Source organism: Embleya scabrispora DSM 41855 (assembly GCF_000372745.1).
Lineage (GTDB): Bacteria > Actinomycetota > Actinomycetes > Streptomycetales > Streptomycetaceae > Embleya > Embleya scabrispora.
This window is the reverse complement of the sequence record NZ_KB889668.1, coordinates 102,439-119,132: the sequence shown is the minus strand read 5'-3', so window position 1 is coordinate 119,132 and position 16,694 is coordinate 102,439. Positions and strand designations below refer to the sequence as shown.

The following is a 16,694-nucleotide window of genomic DNA, read 5'->3' as shown; positions in this document are numbered from 1 at the left end:
CGGTTTTGGGCCTCACGGTCGAAGGCCGGCGGACGGCCGTCCCGACTGCCAAGTGTCGTTTTGCGGTTCGCCGCCCGGTCGGCCTGCCGCAGGACGTCCGAGGACATGATCGGGCGGCCCGCCGTCCGGGGCCCTTTTGACGGGCCCCGGCGGCGTGCCGGTGGGCACGGACGATCGTGGAGTCGACCGCGACGACCCGGTCGAGATCCCGTTCTGCGTCGGCCTGCGCCGGGAGAACAGTGAAGACCTTCGCCCGGCTGCCGTCCGCGGCCCACATCCGCAGCCGGTGGTGGGCGCCTTCCACGAGCCGAAGTGCTCGGGCAGGTCCATCCACGGCGTCCCGAGGGTGCGGTACTTGAACGCGATCGCGTCGATCATCCGCCGGTGATCCCGCCACCGCCCACCCCGCCGAGGCGTGCGATCCGGCGGCAACGACTCGATCCGTGCCCACTGGGCATCAGTCGACGACACACATCGACCAACGACCGGACGATCCGAAGGAAATGGTCTAGCCGTTGGTGGTGAAGACGACGTCCACCCAGAAGTTGGTGTCGTTCCGGGTGCTGGTCGGGAAGCCGCTGGAGCCGTACTTGTACACGCCGTTGCCGCCGACGCTGCCGGACGCGGGGGCGGTGATCGTGCCCCCGGCCGCGTCCGTCAATCCGCCGTCGGTGTAGGAGTACCGGCCTGCGGGAGCGAAATACGAAGCCACGTAGGTGTAGTTGGGGCTGAGCCAGACCGGCTGGTCGAACGTCACCTGCTGCCAGCCCGATTCGGACTCGTTGGTGAACGTGGCGGTGGCCAGTCGATAGCCCGCGCCGAACCAGATGCTTCCGGTGTGCGGGCCGGTATTGCCGGGGCCCTTGTAGAACCGCAGGCCGGTGGCGAACCCGCGCGTGTTGACGCCGAATTTGACGCCGAGTTCGATGCTGGTGGCGTCGTTGTCCGCGAGCACGGCCGGCGTCGCGTTCGAGGGCCAGATGGTGCAGGACGGGTTGCAGACGGGTGGCGGGCTGTCTGCCGTGGTGAAGGTCCAGCGCTTGGTGGGCATCGGGGTGCCGTCGACGGATTTCACGCCCACCAGGTCGACGAAGTAGGTGTTGGCGGGCGCCAGATGGTAGGTGAGATCGAAGGTGGTGATGCGGGTGGCGGCGTTGTAGGTCGTGGTGCCGGGGCGGCCGCCGCTCTCGCCTTGCCAGACCACCCACTGGATGGTGGAGGGTTGCACCTCCCGGTCGAAGGTGGCGGTGATGTTGGTGTCGACCGGGACGGAGGTCTCCCCTTGCGTCGGGGAGATGTCGATGACCACCGGCGCGGGGCCGGGGGTGTTGGAGGTGTTGAACACCGGATCGACCCAGTAGTTGGTGTCGTTCCAGGTCGAGTTCGGGAATCCGGCGCCGTAGAGGTACACCCCGTTGCCGCCGGCGGCATCGCTCGCGGGCGCGGTGAGCGGGCCGCGGACGTGCGCGGTGGTCAGGCCGCCCTGGTCGGCGCTGTACCTGCCGTTGGGCGCGTGGTACGAGGCCACGTAGGTGGTGCCGGCCGTGACGGGGACGGGCTGGGCGAAGTTCACCTGCTGCCAGCCGGAGTCGGACTCGTTGGTGAACGTGGCGGTGGCCAGTCGATCGCCGGACGCCGACCACAGGGTGCCGGTGTGCGTGCCGGTGTTGGTGGCGTCCTTCCAAAAACGTACGCCGGTGATGTACCCGGCCCGGTCCGCTTGGAACTTGACGCCGAGTTCGGTGGCGGCGGTGTCCGGATCGGGACCGGAGGAGGGCTGTTCGGTCGATGCCCACAGGGTGCACGGGCAGGCGACCGGCTGGACCGGGTCGCCATTGACACCGATGTCCGTGGCGCCCGCGGCCGCCCGGGGGATCCCCGGTGCGGCGACGGTTAACGCGAGCAGTAACGCGAAGATCGTCGGAATGGTTGCTCTGTGCAGCCTTGGCCAAGGTATGTTCATGAGTCTCCCCCACTCGAACATCACTTCCCGGGGCGGTTGTCCCGGGGCCGAGCCATGGGAAAGTCTGGCGCACGTCCCGGTCCGTTGTCCGTGGTTTGGCCTCTCGTGATGAAGCGGGTCGACCTCCGCGATCCGTGCCGGAGCGCTCTTGCCCGAGGTGTCGTGGAACCCGAGCGCGGCGAGCACCGCAGGCGCCGCCCGCATTCCGACGATGTCGTGGGACTCGGTCTCCGGGCCTGGTCGATGTCGAATGGGCCGACGGTGAGGGCGGCGGGCAGCGAAGGTCCTCGTTGGAGGCGGGGTCCCGGGTTCTCGGAGCGGTGCCCACAGTGATGTCAAGTGGGCACCGCTCTACCCTGCTCACCTGGTCGGGGCCGGCCTCGCACGTCGGTGCCTTCTTGCGCGTTCGGAATTGCTCATCCTCGTGGCGGTCGAACGGGCTCGACAGCCACTTGATGGAGCCGACCAGACGGACCTGACCCCCTGGCGCCGGTGGGCGCCTCGCGGCGGCGTGGCGGCGGCGCAGGCGGGCGCCCGGCCGGGGGTCCACCCCCGGACGGGCGCCCGCACACAACCTGGAGCGGCAGCGCTCAGCCCGTCACGGGCAGACGCTCGTGCACGGTGTCCCGAACGCCGTTGCGGACGCCAGCGGGATCGTCACCGAGGACGGGTTGGCCGGGCCCGACTTCACCTGCCAGATGCCGGCCAGCAGGCCCGGGGTCTGGGTCAGCGTCGCGGCCAGGTGCGGGGTGTCGGCCGTGGTCACGTTCACCCGGATCCGGTGGCCCGGGGCGATCGAGGCGAAGGTCGGGAAGACCTCGATGTCGTAGCGGGTGATCTGGTTCGGCTGTACGGATGTCGTGGTGGTCTGGGTGGACGGGTGGTAGGGCATCAGGGTCGTGCCGTCCGGGGCGTACCAGGTGCGGGCCGGGTCGAGCGCGCGGTGGGAGCCGGCCAGGGCGCCGGAGGTGAGCGGGACGGAGGAGCCGTCGGGGGCCACGTCGGTGACGGTGACCACCCAATGCGTCTCGGGGGTGTTGGATTGGGCGTACAGCGTCGCGCCGATCGGGCCGGCGAGCACCTTGGTCTCGGTCATCGGGGCGGTCGTGTAGACCAGCGAGCTCGAACCGGTCTCCCGCGCCGTGTTGCTGTCGGTACAGGCGGGATCCTTGATGAAACCGCCGATCCACTGCGCGGTCGAGCGGGTGCACGGACTGTTGTTGGTGGTCCAGCTGATCCACTCGCTGCCGTTGCCGGTGGGCGCGTTCGGAGTGAGCAGGCCGTCGTTCGCGGAGGCCGGTGCGCTGCCGGTGCGGCCCTTGTCCAGGTAGAGGCGGGTTGGGTCGGCACCGGTGAACGGGTAGGTGCGGGTGTCCAGCCAGCGGTTGCTGCCCAGTTCCTTGACGTGCAGCGGGTTCGGGTTGGCGCCGCCGGTGATGCCGGTGTCGATGCCCTTCAACCACTTGTCATACCAACGCAGTTGCAGGCCCGGCAGGTCCAGCGTCGGGTCCTGGCGCGGGTCGTGGTACCACGGCCCCATCAGGAGCTGGTAGCGGTCGGTGACCGGCTGGCCGGCGATCATCGGCGCGCCGACCGGGCGGCCCGCCCACGCGTTCTGCAGACCGGCGTAGTTCATCAACGCGCCGCGCTGGAACAGGTCGTACCAACCACCGACCAGGAACGCGGGCACGCCGTTGGCGACCACGTCGCCCAGCAGGTCCGCCGGTCGGCGCTGCTGCCAGAATGTGCCGTCGTACGCCTGCTCGCCGCCGCCGAGCAGGCCGGTGAGGATCGGCAGGTTGGCCGAGGCGACGCCGCCCAGGTGTTGCAGCTCCAGGGTCAGGGTGTCCAGGATGTTCTGCGTCGAGCCCTGGCGCAGCGCCTCGGCCAGCGGTGCGGTCATGTGCGAGATGCCGGTGTAGGTCAGCCAGAAGGACATGAACTGGGCATCCGGAATGCCGCCCATCGTGGCCAGTTCGCGGTACAGGTCGTTGCCGGCCACCAGCGGGAAGATCGCCTTGACCGGCGAGTTCGGCCCGACGGACGCGGCGGTCATGATCTGGTTGATGCCGGCGTAGGAGCCGCCGATGAGGCCGACCTTGCCGTCGGAGTGCGGCACCTGAGCCGCATGGGCGACCAGTTCGGCGCCGTCCTGGGCCTCCTTCGGCGCCCACGGCGACCACGAACCGTTGGAGGTGCCGGTACCGCGCACGTCCGCGGCGATGGCGATGTAGCCGCGCTGGACGAACCAGGACAGTTCGGCCTCGGTGGAGCCCTTGCCGTACGGGGTCTGGGTCAGCAGCACCGGGAAGGAGCCGGCGGCGGGCGTGCTGGTGCCGGCGGCGGCCGGTGTGTAGACGTCGACGCGCAGGACCGTGCCGTCGGACATCGTGACCGGCAGGTTCTGCTGCTTGGCGATGCCGTACTGCGCGACGCTGCCCTGCACGAGCGGCGTCGCGGCGGCGGGCGTCGAACTCGCCGGTACCGCGCCGAACAGCGCGGCCAACAGGGCGAGGGTCGAGGCGAGGGCCACGCCGATGCGTCGGCGGGCCGCTCTGCGTGCTGTTCGTTGCCGGGGAGTGTGGACGGGTATGTGGACGGACACCCTTGGCCTCCAAGGATCACGCAATACAAGGGGGACTGTGGCGCGAAGTGCGTTGGGAGGGACGGATGGGATCGGCAATCGTTCGCGTCGGGCCCGGACGGGCCCGACGGCGCGGGACCGGCACGGCCGCGAGGCGGGGCGTGCCGGGATGGCCGCATGGCGGCTCGGCCCACGGGGCCGGCCGGCGGCCGCGTCGTGCTCGAACGGCGGACGACCCGGGCCGCCGACCGCTCCGGGTTCCCGGAGAGCGGGCCGTGGCAGGGCCGCACGACGTTCGAGGACGACCGTTCGGGGGGCGTCGAGAGGCGGGCATCCCGGTCAGGGCGCGAGCGTCCGGGTCGGGACCGAGCGCCCGGGTCGGAACACAAGCGTCCCGATCAGGGCGCGAGCGTCCCGGTGAGCGCTCGGCGCACGGAGGCGGCGCGGAGGTCGCCGACGAGGGCGTGGGTGATGGTGCCGGGGATGACCCAGCCGCCGTGCAGGTGGGCCAGCACGCGGAAGGCCGCGCCCGCAACTCCCGCTTCGTGCAGTCGGGTCAGGTAGCGTTCGCCCTGGTCGCGGACCGGGTCGTATTCGGCGACGGTGATCACGGCCGGCGGCAGACCGCTCAGGTCGGGCTCGTACATCGGCGAAACCCTGGGATCGCGCGGGTCGGTGACACCGGCCAGGTAGAGGTCGAAGAACTCGTTGCAAGCCTCGGGGGTCAAGCCGCCGAAGTCGAGGATCGCCTCGGGGTCGGCGTCGGTGTCCATCCGGGTCAGGTCCAGGCACGGGACATCAAGCAACTGGGCGCACGGCATCGGCAGTTCCCGGTCACGGGCAACCAGGCACAGGGCGGCGGCCAGGTTGCCGCCCGCGCTGCACCCGCCGACGGCGATGCGCTCGGGGTCCAGGCCGAGTTCGGCATGGTTGGCGTGCAGCCAGGCGTAGCCCGCGACGCAGTCCTCCAGCGGTACGGGATAGGGGTGTTCGGGCGCGAGCCGGTAGTCGACCAGGGCCACGGCGCATGGCACCAGAGAGGTGATCGGACCGAGTTCGACCTCGGCGGTGTCCAGGTCGCCCTGGAACCAGCCGCCGCCGTGGATGAAGTAGAACACCGGTGCGGCGGCGGGCAGTCCGGCCGGTCGCAGGATCCGGACGGTGATCTCGCCGTCCGCGACCGGCACCCGGTGGTCGGTGGCGGCAACGTCGTCGGGCCGACCGGTGAACGCCAGTCGCATGGTCGCGTTCGCGAGCTTGCGCCGCTCCTCCAGGGTCCCGGGCGGCTCGTTGGTGTCGCGGTGGGCGGCGAGCAGGTCGATGATGCGCTGAATCGGCGGGTCGAGGGGCATGGGTCAGCTCTCCATCACGGGGTCGGGCACGGGATGCGACACGGCGGGGACGGGGTTGGGCCTGGCCCCGGAGCCGAAACCGGAGCCGGAACCGGAGTCGGAACCGGAGTCGGAGTCGGAACGGGAGTCGGAGTCGGAACGGGAGTCGGAATCGGAACCGGAGTCGGAGTAAGGCCCGGACCCGGCACCGGACTCGGTCTCGGACCCGGGAGCGGCCGCGGTACGGACAGCCCCGGTCGCCGCGCCCGACCGGTCGATCGCGCGCGTGTCGGTGCCGAGGTAGCCGGCGATCACGGCCGGATCGGTCCGCACCTGCTCCGGTGTGCCCTCGCTGATCACCCGCCCCGCACCCAGGCAGTACAGCCGGTCGCTGATCGACATCATGAACGGCATGTCGTGCTCGATCACGATCATCGCGGCGTCCAGTTCCTGGCGCAGTCGCAGCAGCAGCGGGCCCAGCGCCTCGGTCTCGCGTTGGGCGACGCCGGCGGTCGGCTCGTCCAGGCACAACACCCGTGCGTCCAGCGCGATCAGGTTGGCCAGTTCGACGATCCGCCGGGTGCCGGTGGACAGTTGCGCCACCGGCGAATCCGCGTAGCGGCCCAGGCCGACCAGGTCGATCAGGTCGGCGGCCTCGGTTCGTCGGTGTCGTTCGGCGCGGGTGGCGGCGGGCAGGAGCAGTGCGGTCGACAGCAGGCCGGAGCGGCGGCGCGCTTCCAGCGCGACCAACACCGTCTCCCGCACCGTGAGTTCCGGGAACAGCCGGGCCGCCTGGAAGGTGCGCCCGAGGCCGAGCGCGGCCCGCCGGGCCGGCGCCAGGCGTGCGACGTCCCGGCCGAGCAGTTCGATCGTTCCGGTGGCCGGCGCGAATCCGCCGATCGCGTTGAGCAGCGTGGACTTGCCGGCGCCGTTGGTGCCGATCAGACCGAGGATCTCGCCGGGGCGCAGCTGGATCGACACCGAGTCCACGGCGGTGTTGCCGCCGTAGCGCACGGACACGTCGCGGGTGACCAGTACCGGAGCGTCGGTCGGGGTGCCCGGCGTCTCGGTCCGCTCGCGAACCCGCAGGGGCCGTTCCGGTTTCGGCGTAGGCGTCGACGGCGCGGGTTCCACCGGCAGACGCCCTTCGGCCCAGCGCAGCAGTGCCGTGCGTGCCGCATTCCCGATCTGGGTCAGTCCACCCGGGAAGTACAGGAGCAGTACCAGCAATCCGATGCTCGAGGCGAAGATCGGCACGAGCGAGTTGCCGGGGAAGAACGCGGGCAGTCCGATCACCCACACCGACCCGACCACCGGGCCGACGGTGGAGCCGAGGCCGCCGATCACCACGATCGCCACCAGGGTCAGCGAATCCGAGACCTGGAAGAACCGTTCGGTCAGCGGCACGCTCTGCACGCTGCCCGCGAGCAGCGCGCCGCCGAATCCGGCGATCGCCCCGGACAGCGCGAACGCGGTGACCTTGGTACGCAGCGGCGCGACGGTACAGGCGGCAGCCGCCTCCGGGTTGTCGCGCACCGCGATGGTGCGCCGCCCGGTGCCGTGCGCACGCAGCCGGGCGATCAGCGCCAGGACCACGATCAGCACGCCCAACAGCACGTAGTAGTAGTTGCGTTCGTCGGACAGATCCAGGCCGAACAGGTCACCTCTGGGCAGCGGTACCGAGGACGCGTTGCCGTCGGTGAGGAACGGCCGCCGGTAGAGGTAGCCGGCCGCGGCGACGCCGAGCGCGAAGGTGCTGACAGCGAGCAGCATGCCGTCCACTCGCAGTGCGCCGGCGCCGACGATCGCCGCCATCGCGGCCGTGACCAGCGCGGCGAGCAGCGCGGAGAGCGCGAACGGCAGGGCCTGGAAGGCGATCGTGCGGTCCGCGCCGATGTCGATCGAGACACCCCGGGTGAGCGCGGCCGTGGTCAGCGCCCCCAGACCGGCGAACGCCATCTGGCCGAGCGAGAGTTGCCCTGCCCAACCGGTGAGCACGGTGAGCGAGCAGGCGCAGATCGCGAAGGCCAGGATCGTGCCGTAGAGCAGGTGCCGGGATGCCTGGGTGACCACGAGCGGCAGCAGTACGGCGATCAGGAGCGGTACGACCAGGGCGAGTCGGTTCAGGTGCCGGATCCACCAGATGCCGCGCAGCCGTTCCGGAATCGGCGCCGGGCGCGGGCCGGTCGCGAAAGCGCGCGCGTCGCTGCGACCGTCGGTGCGGGCGTCGCGCCGGGCGCGGACCCACACCGCGGTGACCACCGCGCCCAGCAGCAGGAAGTCGACCAGGCCGGTCTGTTCGACGAAGTTGAACCGAACGGCCGCCTGGAGCACCCCGATCAGGACGCCGGCCAGCATCGACCAGCGGAACGAGGTCAGGCCCGCGATGACCGCGGCGGCCATCGCCCGGACCATGGTGTTGGGGCCCAGGTCGGCGGTGGCGGCGACTCGGCCGGACTGGCCGGCGATCAGGATCATCGCGAGGGTCGAGAGCAGGCCGGCCAGGGTCCAGACCACGGTGGACACGATTTTGGGGCTGATCCCGACCGTGCGGGCCAGGTTGGGATTCTCGGCGGACGCGGTGACCGCGCGGCCCTGGGTGGTCCGGCCGAGGAACCAGGTCAGTGCGCCGGCCACGACCGGAACCACCACCAGGACGCAGACCTGCGCGCCGGTCACCCGGACTCCGGCGATCTCCCATTGCGAGGTGATCGCCACCGGGTAGCTCGCGCGGACCGCACCGTCCACGTCGGGCAGCGCGCGCACCGCCGCCACGCAGGCCTGCGCGACGCCGATGGTGGCGATCAGTACGGTCACCCGGGCCGAGTCGAACAAGCGGCGGATCACCGCGAGTTCGACGATGGTGCCGGCGAGCGTGCCGACCAGGAGGGCGCCGATCAGGGCGGCCCAGAACGGCACACCGTAGTTGATCACCGCGAGCGGCAGCAGTGCCGCGCCGATCACGCCGAGGTTGCCGACCGCGAAGTTGATCACCCGGCTGGAGCGGTACACCAGCACAATGCCCAGTGCGATCAGGCCGATCGCCAGGCCGTTGACCAGGCCGTCGAAGGCGATCTGGCGAGTCATCAGGTCAGCCACGGTCGGCACCCTTTCCCCCGGTTCCGGCGGGATCGACGGAACCGGCGGGATCGGCCGGATCGAAGAAGCCGGCGGGATCGGCGGGAACCGCCGAATCCCCCGCCTCCGCGTCGCCGCCCAGGAACACCGCCCGGACGAAGTCGCGTTCGGCCAGGTCGGCCGCCGCCCCCTCGAACCGGATCCGACCCTTCTCCAGGAAGATCGCCCGATCGGCGATCGACATCGCCACGTTCAGCGACTGCTCGACCACGATCATCGCGAGACCCTCGGCCTTCAGCCGCTCGATCACCGCGAGCAGTTCGGCCACCATCGCCGGCGCCAGGCCGAGCGACAGCTCGTCGATCAGCAGCACCTCGGGGTCGTGCAACAGTGCCATGGCCAGCGCCAACATCTGCTGCTGGCCGCCGGACAGTGCCGAGGCCGGCTCGTCGGCTCGCTCGACCAACTGCGGGAACAGTCCCAGCGAACGCTCGATCCGGGTCCGCACCTGCTCGGGATCGCCGCGGTGGATGTACGCGCCCATCTCCAGGTTCTCCCGCACGCTCATCCCGGGGAACACGCCCGCGCCACCCGCCAACGACACGATGCCCAGCCGGATCCGCTGCTCGGGGGCGACGAAGGTGACCGTGCGCCCGCCCAGTCGGATCACCCCACGCTCGGGCGTGGCCAGGCCCGCGATCGCCCGCAGGATGGTCGACTTGCCCGCGCCGTTGGTACCGAGCAGGGCCAGTACCTCGCCGCGCCGGACCTCGAAGCCGACGTCGAACAGGACCTGGACCCGGCCGTAGGAGAAGTCCACGTGGTTGAGCTGGAGCACCGGGACCTGGTCCGGTCGGGCCTGCCGGCGCTCGTATTCCTGGTGTTCCTCGTGCAGTTCGGCCACGATCAGCGCGAGGTCGTCACGCACGTAGCCGGCACCGCGCATGATCAGCAACCCGCCGATCACGGTGGCCGGGACCAGGGTGATCAGCACCGCGGTGCGCGGGCCGAAGCTGTCGATCAGCGGCGCGGAGACCAGGCCGCCGCCGGTGGCGCCGATGAAGAACACGTAGATGGACGCCATCGCGGTGCCCAGGCCGCGCAGCCGATACGGCACGATCGTCTGCATCAGCGGACCCATCAGCGCGAACGCGCAGGACAGCAGCACGATCTGCGGCACGCCGAAGACCGTGTAGAGCACCGGGTTGGGCGAGAAGTACTGCAGCGGCGCGAACAGCGCCGAGGGCACGATCAACAACCCGATCAGGCGCAGCGCCTGTGCCGGGTCCTCGCGGAAGCGGCGGTCGTAGTAGCGGCCGATGAACGGCAGCACGAGCAGCCCGCCGATGCCGCCGGCGGTGCCGACCAGGCCCCGGTCGAACGCGTCCAGGCCGTACTCCTGTTCCAGGAACAGGTTGCCCAGTACGGGTGTGGTGAACAGGCCGAAGCCCATCGCGGCGAAGGCGAGGATCACCGTCTTGAGGGTGCGGATCCGGCCCAGCCGGGCGAAGGCCGCCTCGATCGAGATCGGCGGCGGGTTCTCGTCCTCGATCACCTCGCCGAGCACGTCGGCCTTCTCCCATTGCCCGCGCGGGGGTTCGGGCAGGAAGAACGCGAACGCGGCGAAGACCACGACCGGCAGGCCGAGCAGGTAGTACGCCCAGCGCCAGCCGTCGGGTCCGCCGACCGCCGCGGCGATGCCGCCGACCACCAACGGACTGAGCACCGCGCAGAGCCGGCCGGACACGCCGATCGAGGCGCCGAGTCGGCCGCGGATCCCGATCGGGTAGGTGTCGGCCAACAACGATCCCTGCACGGGACCGCTGTTGGACTTGGCCACGCCCGCGCCGAACCGGGTCCAGAAGAACATGAACGCGTTCGTGGCGAAGCCGGACAGGAACACCATCATGGCGAAGAACGCGGTGGAGACGCCGATCACCGGACCGCGCCGGAAGCGGTCCGCGATCCAGCCCATCGGCACCGCGCCGAGCACGGTGAACGCGCCCGCGGCGACGCCGAGGAAGACGATGGTGCCGTTGCCCACGCCCAGGCTGTCCCGGATGTCGGGGGCGAGCACCGCGAGCGCGGCGCCTTCGAGTTCGTCGAGCGCGGTCAGGATCAGCAGCACCGTGAACACGGACGTGCCGCCGCGACGCAGACCTTGACGCAGGGTCAGTTGCTCGGCGGCCGGCTTCCCGCCCGTCCGGCCGGGGCCGTCACCGACACCGGGGACGGTGGTGTCGACGGCGGGGTCGTGGGGGCTCGGCGGCGACTTCCGGCCGCCGGGCGATCCGCGCCCGGCGGCCCGCGGTGATTCGTCCAGGACCGCACCGGCGAGGTCTGCCAGGTTTCCGGGCTCGCCCGCGGTGTCGTCCCGCTGGGGTGCGGCGGTGCCGCCGTCCATATGTGATCGGCCTTTCTCGTGGTTCGCGTGCCGTCACTTCGTGGCGGAGATCGGCGGCCCCGCCGGGAGCATCTGGTTCTGGGTCGGGTCCCAGCGGTACACGCCCACCGCGTCGCCGGCGCTGTGCTTGCCGGGGGTGAGCGAGGCGAGCGGCATGCCGGGCAGCGCGAGCTTGGTCAGCGACTCGGCCCCGCGCTGCCAGGAGGCGGCGGTGAGGTCGCGGCCGGCGGCATCGGCGGCCTGGACGAACAGCCGGAACGCGGCGCAGGAGTTGGCCACCGCGCTCAGGCTCTCCCGGCTCGCCGCCGCCGCGTCGAAGCGCTCGCCGACGCCGCCCGCGTTGTACTCGTCCACGCACGCCGTCACGGCCGGATCGGCGAGCAATTCCGCCTTGGTCGGAATGTACGGCGCGGCCACCGTCACCCGCTGCATCGTCGCCGGCTTGATCCCGGTGGTCTTGACCACGGCCGGACTCAGTGCCTGGGCCGAGGTCGCGTACACCTGCTCGGGCAGCCAGTTCGCCCGTTGCAGCGCGATCATCAGGTTGGAGAAGTTGGAGGTGTTGAGGATCGTGTCGGCGCCCGCCGAGCGCATCTTCTGGACCAGCGTGTCCAACGCCTGGTCACCGGCGGCCTGGTCGGTGCCGTAGTCGTCGAGCGGGGTCTGCACGACCACGTCGACGCCGGCCGCGTCCAGGAGCGGCTTGACGGTGTTCTTGGTGACCGCCGCGTCCTGAGCCTCCCAGTAGAGCGCGACCTTCTTGCCCTGGAGCAGCTTCTGGTCGAGCAGCGCCTTGACCGCGGCGGCCCGCTGCCGGTCGTCGGCCATCTCCAGCGCGACGAACGGCGCCTTGGAACGGCGGTCGCGCTCGGCGGACTGGCCCCATTGGCCCAGGTACGGCGTGCCGTGCGTCTCGGTGAAGCACAGCGGGGTGTCCCCGGTGAGGATGCCGATCGCCAGGAACACCTTCTTGTCCTCGCTCAGTTCCACGCACGCGGCCTGCGCCTCGGCCGGGCCGGTGGGCAGGAACGGGCGGAAGGCGAGTTCGATGGTGCGGCCCTGGACACCGCCGCGTTTGTTCTGCGCGGCGATCCAGGCGGCGTACATGTCCTTGCTCGCCGGGCCCTCGCTCGGCACGCCGAATGCCTTGAGCTGGGCCGGGTCGGTGGCGGCGACGCCGAGCTTGACAGTGGTGTCGGTGACGCCGCGGGCGGGACCGCTCGGGGCCGCGGCCGGGCCGGCGGGCTTCTTGTCGTCCGACTTCTTCTCGACCGAGCAGCCGACCGAAGCGGTCAGGCCGAAGGCGGCGAGCAGGACGCCTACTGCGATACGTCGCGCCGGAGCGGGTCCGTCTCCTCGGAGCAACATGAGGGCTCACCTGTCCTTCGAACGAAACAGTGGATCACGGGTGGTTCGGTCGCGGATCCGGGCTGGACCAGCGAGTCGAGCAGCGGTGGAGCGGTGCGGGCCGGCGGCGGAGCGCCGGCCGGGTCGACGAGTCGGGTGCCGTCGACGGGTGCGGTCGACGGTGGAGCCGACGAGTGCGGTCGGCGGATGGGTCGGCGGTGGAATCGGCGAGTGGAGTCGGCGGGCGCGGGATCGGCGCGACCGCGGTGAGCAGCACCGAGAGCGCCGACGGGCGATGGCGGATCCGTGGTGGGAATGGCGGCCGGGTGGCCCTGGTCCCGGCGGATCCGGGGGGATTTGGTTGTCACATCACGACGGCGGGACGCTAACATCGAATACATGCCAGATGGAAGGCTTTCGTGGACGGCATCATCCCGACTCCTCGCCGGCGGTACACACGGCGAGGCCGAATCGCACCACCCCGACGCCCCTCGACCACCGTTCTCCGGGGCGGACCTGCGCTATTGCGACCTGCCCGCGGTCGAGCCCGATCCGGGCACCGCGCCGCTGCTCCTGCTGCACGGATTCGCCGGCAGCCTGGCCGACTGGGACGGCGTCGCGCCGCTCCTGGCGCGGGATCGACGGGTCCTCGCGTACGACCATCGCGGGCACGGGGACAGCACCAAGTTCGCGGACCGATCCGCCTACACGTTCGACCACCTCTCGGCCGATCTGGAGGGATTCGTCGAGCGCATGCTGCCCGAGCCGATCGATCTGCTCGGCCACTCGATGGGCGGCGTCCTGGCGCTGCGGTACACGCTGGCCCACCCGGACCGGGTGCGCTCGCTCGTGCTGATGGACACCGCGGCCGAACCCACCTCCACGCCGCTGCTGCGGGTGCTCAGCGCGGGCATGAACGCGGTGGTGGGCAGGTTCGGCCTGGCCCCGCTGCTGACCGCGCTCAAGCCGTTCACCCGCACGCCGGCCGACGCCACGCCCGAGGACCTGGCCCGCCGCGAGCGGCAGACCCGCGCGATCACCGGGATGGACCCGGCCGCGTTCGTCGGCTGCGCTCGGGCGCTGGGCGCGTACCCGTCATTGGTCGGCCGACTGGCCGAGCTCTCCTGCCCGGTCACCGTCGTCGTCGGCGAACACGACCGGCGGCTCCGGGGCGCGGCCGAGCAGTTTGCCGCGGGCATTCGGGGGGCGGAGCTACGAGTCGTCGCGGGGGCCAGGCACAGCCCGCAGACGGAGCGGCCGGATGCCTGGTTGGCTGCGGTCCGCGGGCACCTGGCCCGCTGACCGGGTCGACGGCGGCTTCGCCCCTCGGGCGCCGGGCCGGCTCTGTCCTCGAACGCCGGACCGGCTGAGGGGCCCCGGCCTTCGGCCGAGGTGGCCCCAACCGCCGGCCGGGCTGGATTTCGCATGACTTCGGTGCATTGTTCGGCATCCCGAAGCACTTGGTGCACCGGATCACTCAACCCGCCGGATCGTTCGACCTCCCGAGTCGCCCAACCCGCCGGCTCGCCCACCCACAATCGCTCTCTCCCGACTCGCACAAACCCCCCGCGTGGCCACCCCCGGCCCGCTCCCCCGGGCAGTTCGCCTCCCGGTTTGATCGCCTCCACGGGCCCTCGGAAATCGGGCTCGGTTCTGCTTGTTTTCTCCGACACGAAGGAACGATCGCGTGATCGTCAGTACCGACTTTCCGCCCGGACGGTGGCGGGCCCGGTGGATCTGGGCCGAACCGGAGGGTGGGCGTCCGCAGGGGCGGCATGCCGTCGCGTTGCGGGCCGTTCTCGACCTGGACCGAGTGCCCGAGCGGGTGCCCACACGCGTGGTCGCGTTGTCCGGGTACACGCTGGCCGTGAACGGGGTCGAGGTGGCGCGCGGGCCGGTGCGCGCGAATCCGCGCGTCCGGCCGTACGACGATCTCGATCTGGCCGCCCACCTGCGGCCGGGCGCCAACGTCGTGACCGCGCTCGCCTGGGTCTACGACGGGCCGAATCCGTGGTGGTTGCCACCGTCGCCGTTCGGCAACGACCTGGTGCACGGCGCGTTCGTGCTGGAGGCCCGGCTCGGCCCGGATGCGTGGTTCGTCACCGACGAGCGCTGGCAGGCCCGGGTCCTGGACGGGTGGACCGCGACCCCCGGCGGCGGCACCGTCTCCGGGCGCGGCCGCGAGTTGCTCGACGCCCGTGCGCTGCCCGCGAATTGGCAACATCCCGACCACGATCCCGGTTGGCCGGCGGCGGTACTGCGGCGCGCGATGACCACCGGCGAGCCGGGTCGGCCCGAGCCGCCCAGCTACCCGGGCGGCCCGTTCGGCGGCCGGCCGATCAGCTGGCCGCGACCGCACGAGACGATCCTGACCCCGAGTTCGGCCGGCGCGTACTCGGCGGAGCAGGTGCTCTCCGGCACCCTGGTCGTCGACGCCCACGGCCCGGCCGGCGCCCAGGTCGTCGTGCACACCGCCGAGTTCGTCGACCCGAGCGCACGCCCCGCTCCCGGCGAGCACGACGCGAGCTTGGCGGTGACCCTCGACGGCACCCGTCGCGAGCTGGAATCGTTCGACTCCTACGGCCTGCGCGGTGTCCTGGTCGAGGCCCCGGACGGCGTCACCGTGCACCGCGTGGCGGTCCGCGAACGCACCTATCCGGTCACCGGCGACGCGTGGTTCGCCTGCTCGGATCCGCGCCTGGAAGACATCTGGCGGGTCGGACGCCGCACCGTGACGCTGTGTTCGGCGGATGCCTACGTCGACTGCCCAACCCGCGAGCAGCGGGCCTGGACCGGCGACGCGGTGGTGCACCAGTTGGTCGACCTGACCACCAACTCCGACTGGCGGCTGGCCCGTTGGCATCCCCGGCTGGCCGCGTCGCCACGCTCGGACGGGATGTTGCCGATGGCGGTGGCCGGGGACGCCGAGTGGGCCGACTTCACGGTGATTCCGGACTGGGCGCTGCACTGGGTGCACTCGGTGTGGAACCTGTACCGCTATGTCGGCGATCGGGAGGAGATCGCCGAACTGCTCCCGGTGGCCGAGCGGGTGCTGCGCTGGTTCGTGCCGTTCCTGGACGACACCGGCGTGCCCACCGACGTGTTCGGCTGGGTGATCATCGACTGGTCGGCCGTGCACACCGAGGGCGTCTCGGCGGCGCTGTGCGGCCTGTGGGGCCGGGCACTGCTGGAGTTCGCCGAACTGGCGGACTGGCTGGGCGATCGCGGTCGGGCGCAGTGGGCGCGCACCACGCATGCCCGGCTCGTCATCGGCTTCGAGCGGCTGTGGGATCCGGAGCGGGAGCGCTACGCGGACTCGTTCGCGAACGGTGAACGCCGCCCGATGGCGTCCCAGCACGGCCAGGCGGCAGCGATCGTGGGCGGCCTGGTCCCAGCCGAGCGGATCGAGCGGCTGGTCGCCGTGCTCACCGCCGAGGAGGACCTCGTGCACGCCGCCTTCAGCGCTCCGGACGGCCCCGCCGAACCCGGCTCGGACACCGAGGTCGGCGGCGCGCACCTGCGGGCCGGGCCGCCGAAGCCGTGGTGGGACACCGGCCGTCGGGTGGTACGCGCCCAGCCGTTCTTCCGCTATGTGGTGCACGACGCGCTGGCGCAGGCGGGCCGGGCCGACCTGATCGCCGGCCTGTGCCTGGACTGGGTGGCCCTGCTCGCGCGCAGCGACACCTCGTGGAGCGAGACCTGGTACGGCGGCACGATCAGCCACGGCTGGTCCTCCACGCCCACTCGCGACCTGATGACACGCGTGCTGGGCGTAGAGCCGGCCGAACCCGGCTTCGCGGTGGCCCGGATCGAACCCGCGCTCGGCCGGCTGACCCGGGCGTCGGGCGCGGTGCCGTGCCCGGCGGGACCGATCGAGGTGGCGGTGACACCGACGCTGTTGAGCGTGCGCAGCCCGGTGCCGTTCGTGCACGCCGGCCGGTCCTACCCCGCCGGCCGGCACGACATCCGCCGGCCGCGCTGACCCGG

Annotated in this window: 9 protein-coding genes; 2 read left to right on the top strand and 7 right to left on the bottom strand. The window is 71.6% G+C overall.

Annotation, left to right across the window (positions count from 1 at the left end):
* Positions 1-12: 12 nt before the first annotated feature.
* The 7 genes from A3IC_RS73575 to A3IC_RS0121935 all read right to left on the bottom strand — a co-directional run bounded on the left by A3IC_RS73575 (position 13) and on the right by A3IC_RS0121935 (position 12,728).
* Positions 13-471: a transposase gene (locus A3IC_RS73575; protein WP_086018463.1), complete on the bottom strand. Its 459-nt coding sequence runs from the start codon at positions 469-471 to the stop codon at positions 13-15.
* A 37-nt stretch (positions 472-508) separates the two neighbouring features.
* A complete protein-coding gene (locus tag A3IC_RS55810) occupies positions 509-1,963 on the bottom strand; it encodes a DUF4082 domain-containing protein (protein WP_020552209.1) in 1,455 nt (484 codons plus the stop codon).
* A gap of 598 nt (positions 1,964-2,561) precedes the next feature.
* Positions 2,562-4,496 (bottom strand): CocE/NonD family hydrolase, encoded by a 1,935-nt coding sequence (locus tag A3IC_RS55805; RefSeq protein ID WP_020552208.1) that lies wholly within the window; start codon positions 4,494-4,496, stop codon positions 2,562-2,564.
* Between the two features lie 449 nt (positions 4,497-4,945).
* A complete protein-coding gene (locus A3IC_RS55800) occupies positions 4,946-5,899 on the bottom strand; it encodes an alpha/beta hydrolase (protein WP_020552207.1) in 954 nt (317 codons plus the stop codon).
* Positions 5,900-5,902: 3 nt separating this feature from the next.
* Positions 5,903-8,977, bottom strand: coding sequence for an ABC transporter permease subunit (locus A3IC_RS0121945; protein WP_245599373.1), 3,075 nt, complete (start codon positions 8,975-8,977; stop codon positions 5,903-5,905).
* On the bottom strand, positions 8,970-11,360 hold the full coding sequence (locus tag A3IC_RS0121940; RefSeq protein WP_020552205.1) for an ATP-binding protein: 2,391 nt from the start codon (positions 11,358-11,360) through the stop codon (positions 8,970-8,972). Before A3IC_RS0121940 ends, A3IC_RS0121945 begins: the two co-directional genes overlap by 8 nt.
* A 33-nt stretch (positions 11,361-11,393) precedes the next feature.
* Entirely contained in the window at positions 11,394-12,728 is a 1,335-nt protein-coding gene (locus tag A3IC_RS0121935; protein WP_020552204.1) for a type 1 periplasmic-binding domain-containing protein, read from the bottom strand.
* A gap of 378 nt (positions 12,729-13,106) precedes the next feature.
* Here A3IC_RS0121935 and A3IC_RS55795 point away from each other — a divergent pair, with 378 nt between their 5' ends.
* Both A3IC_RS55795 and A3IC_RS0121925 read left to right on the top strand, forming a co-directional pair.
* On the top strand, positions 13,107-14,009 hold the full coding sequence (locus A3IC_RS55795) for an alpha/beta fold hydrolase (protein ID WP_020552203.1): 903 nt from the start codon (positions 13,107-13,109) through the stop codon (positions 14,007-14,009).
* Between the two features lie 385 nt (positions 14,010-14,394).
* The gene (locus tag A3IC_RS0121925) at positions 14,395-16,689 is read left to right on the top strand and encodes an alpha-L-rhamnosidase-related protein (protein ID WP_020552202.1); all 2,295 of its coding nucleotides are present in this window, start codon (positions 14,395-14,397) and stop codon (positions 16,687-16,689) included.
* The last annotated feature ends 5 nt before the right edge of the window (positions 16,690-16,694 follow it).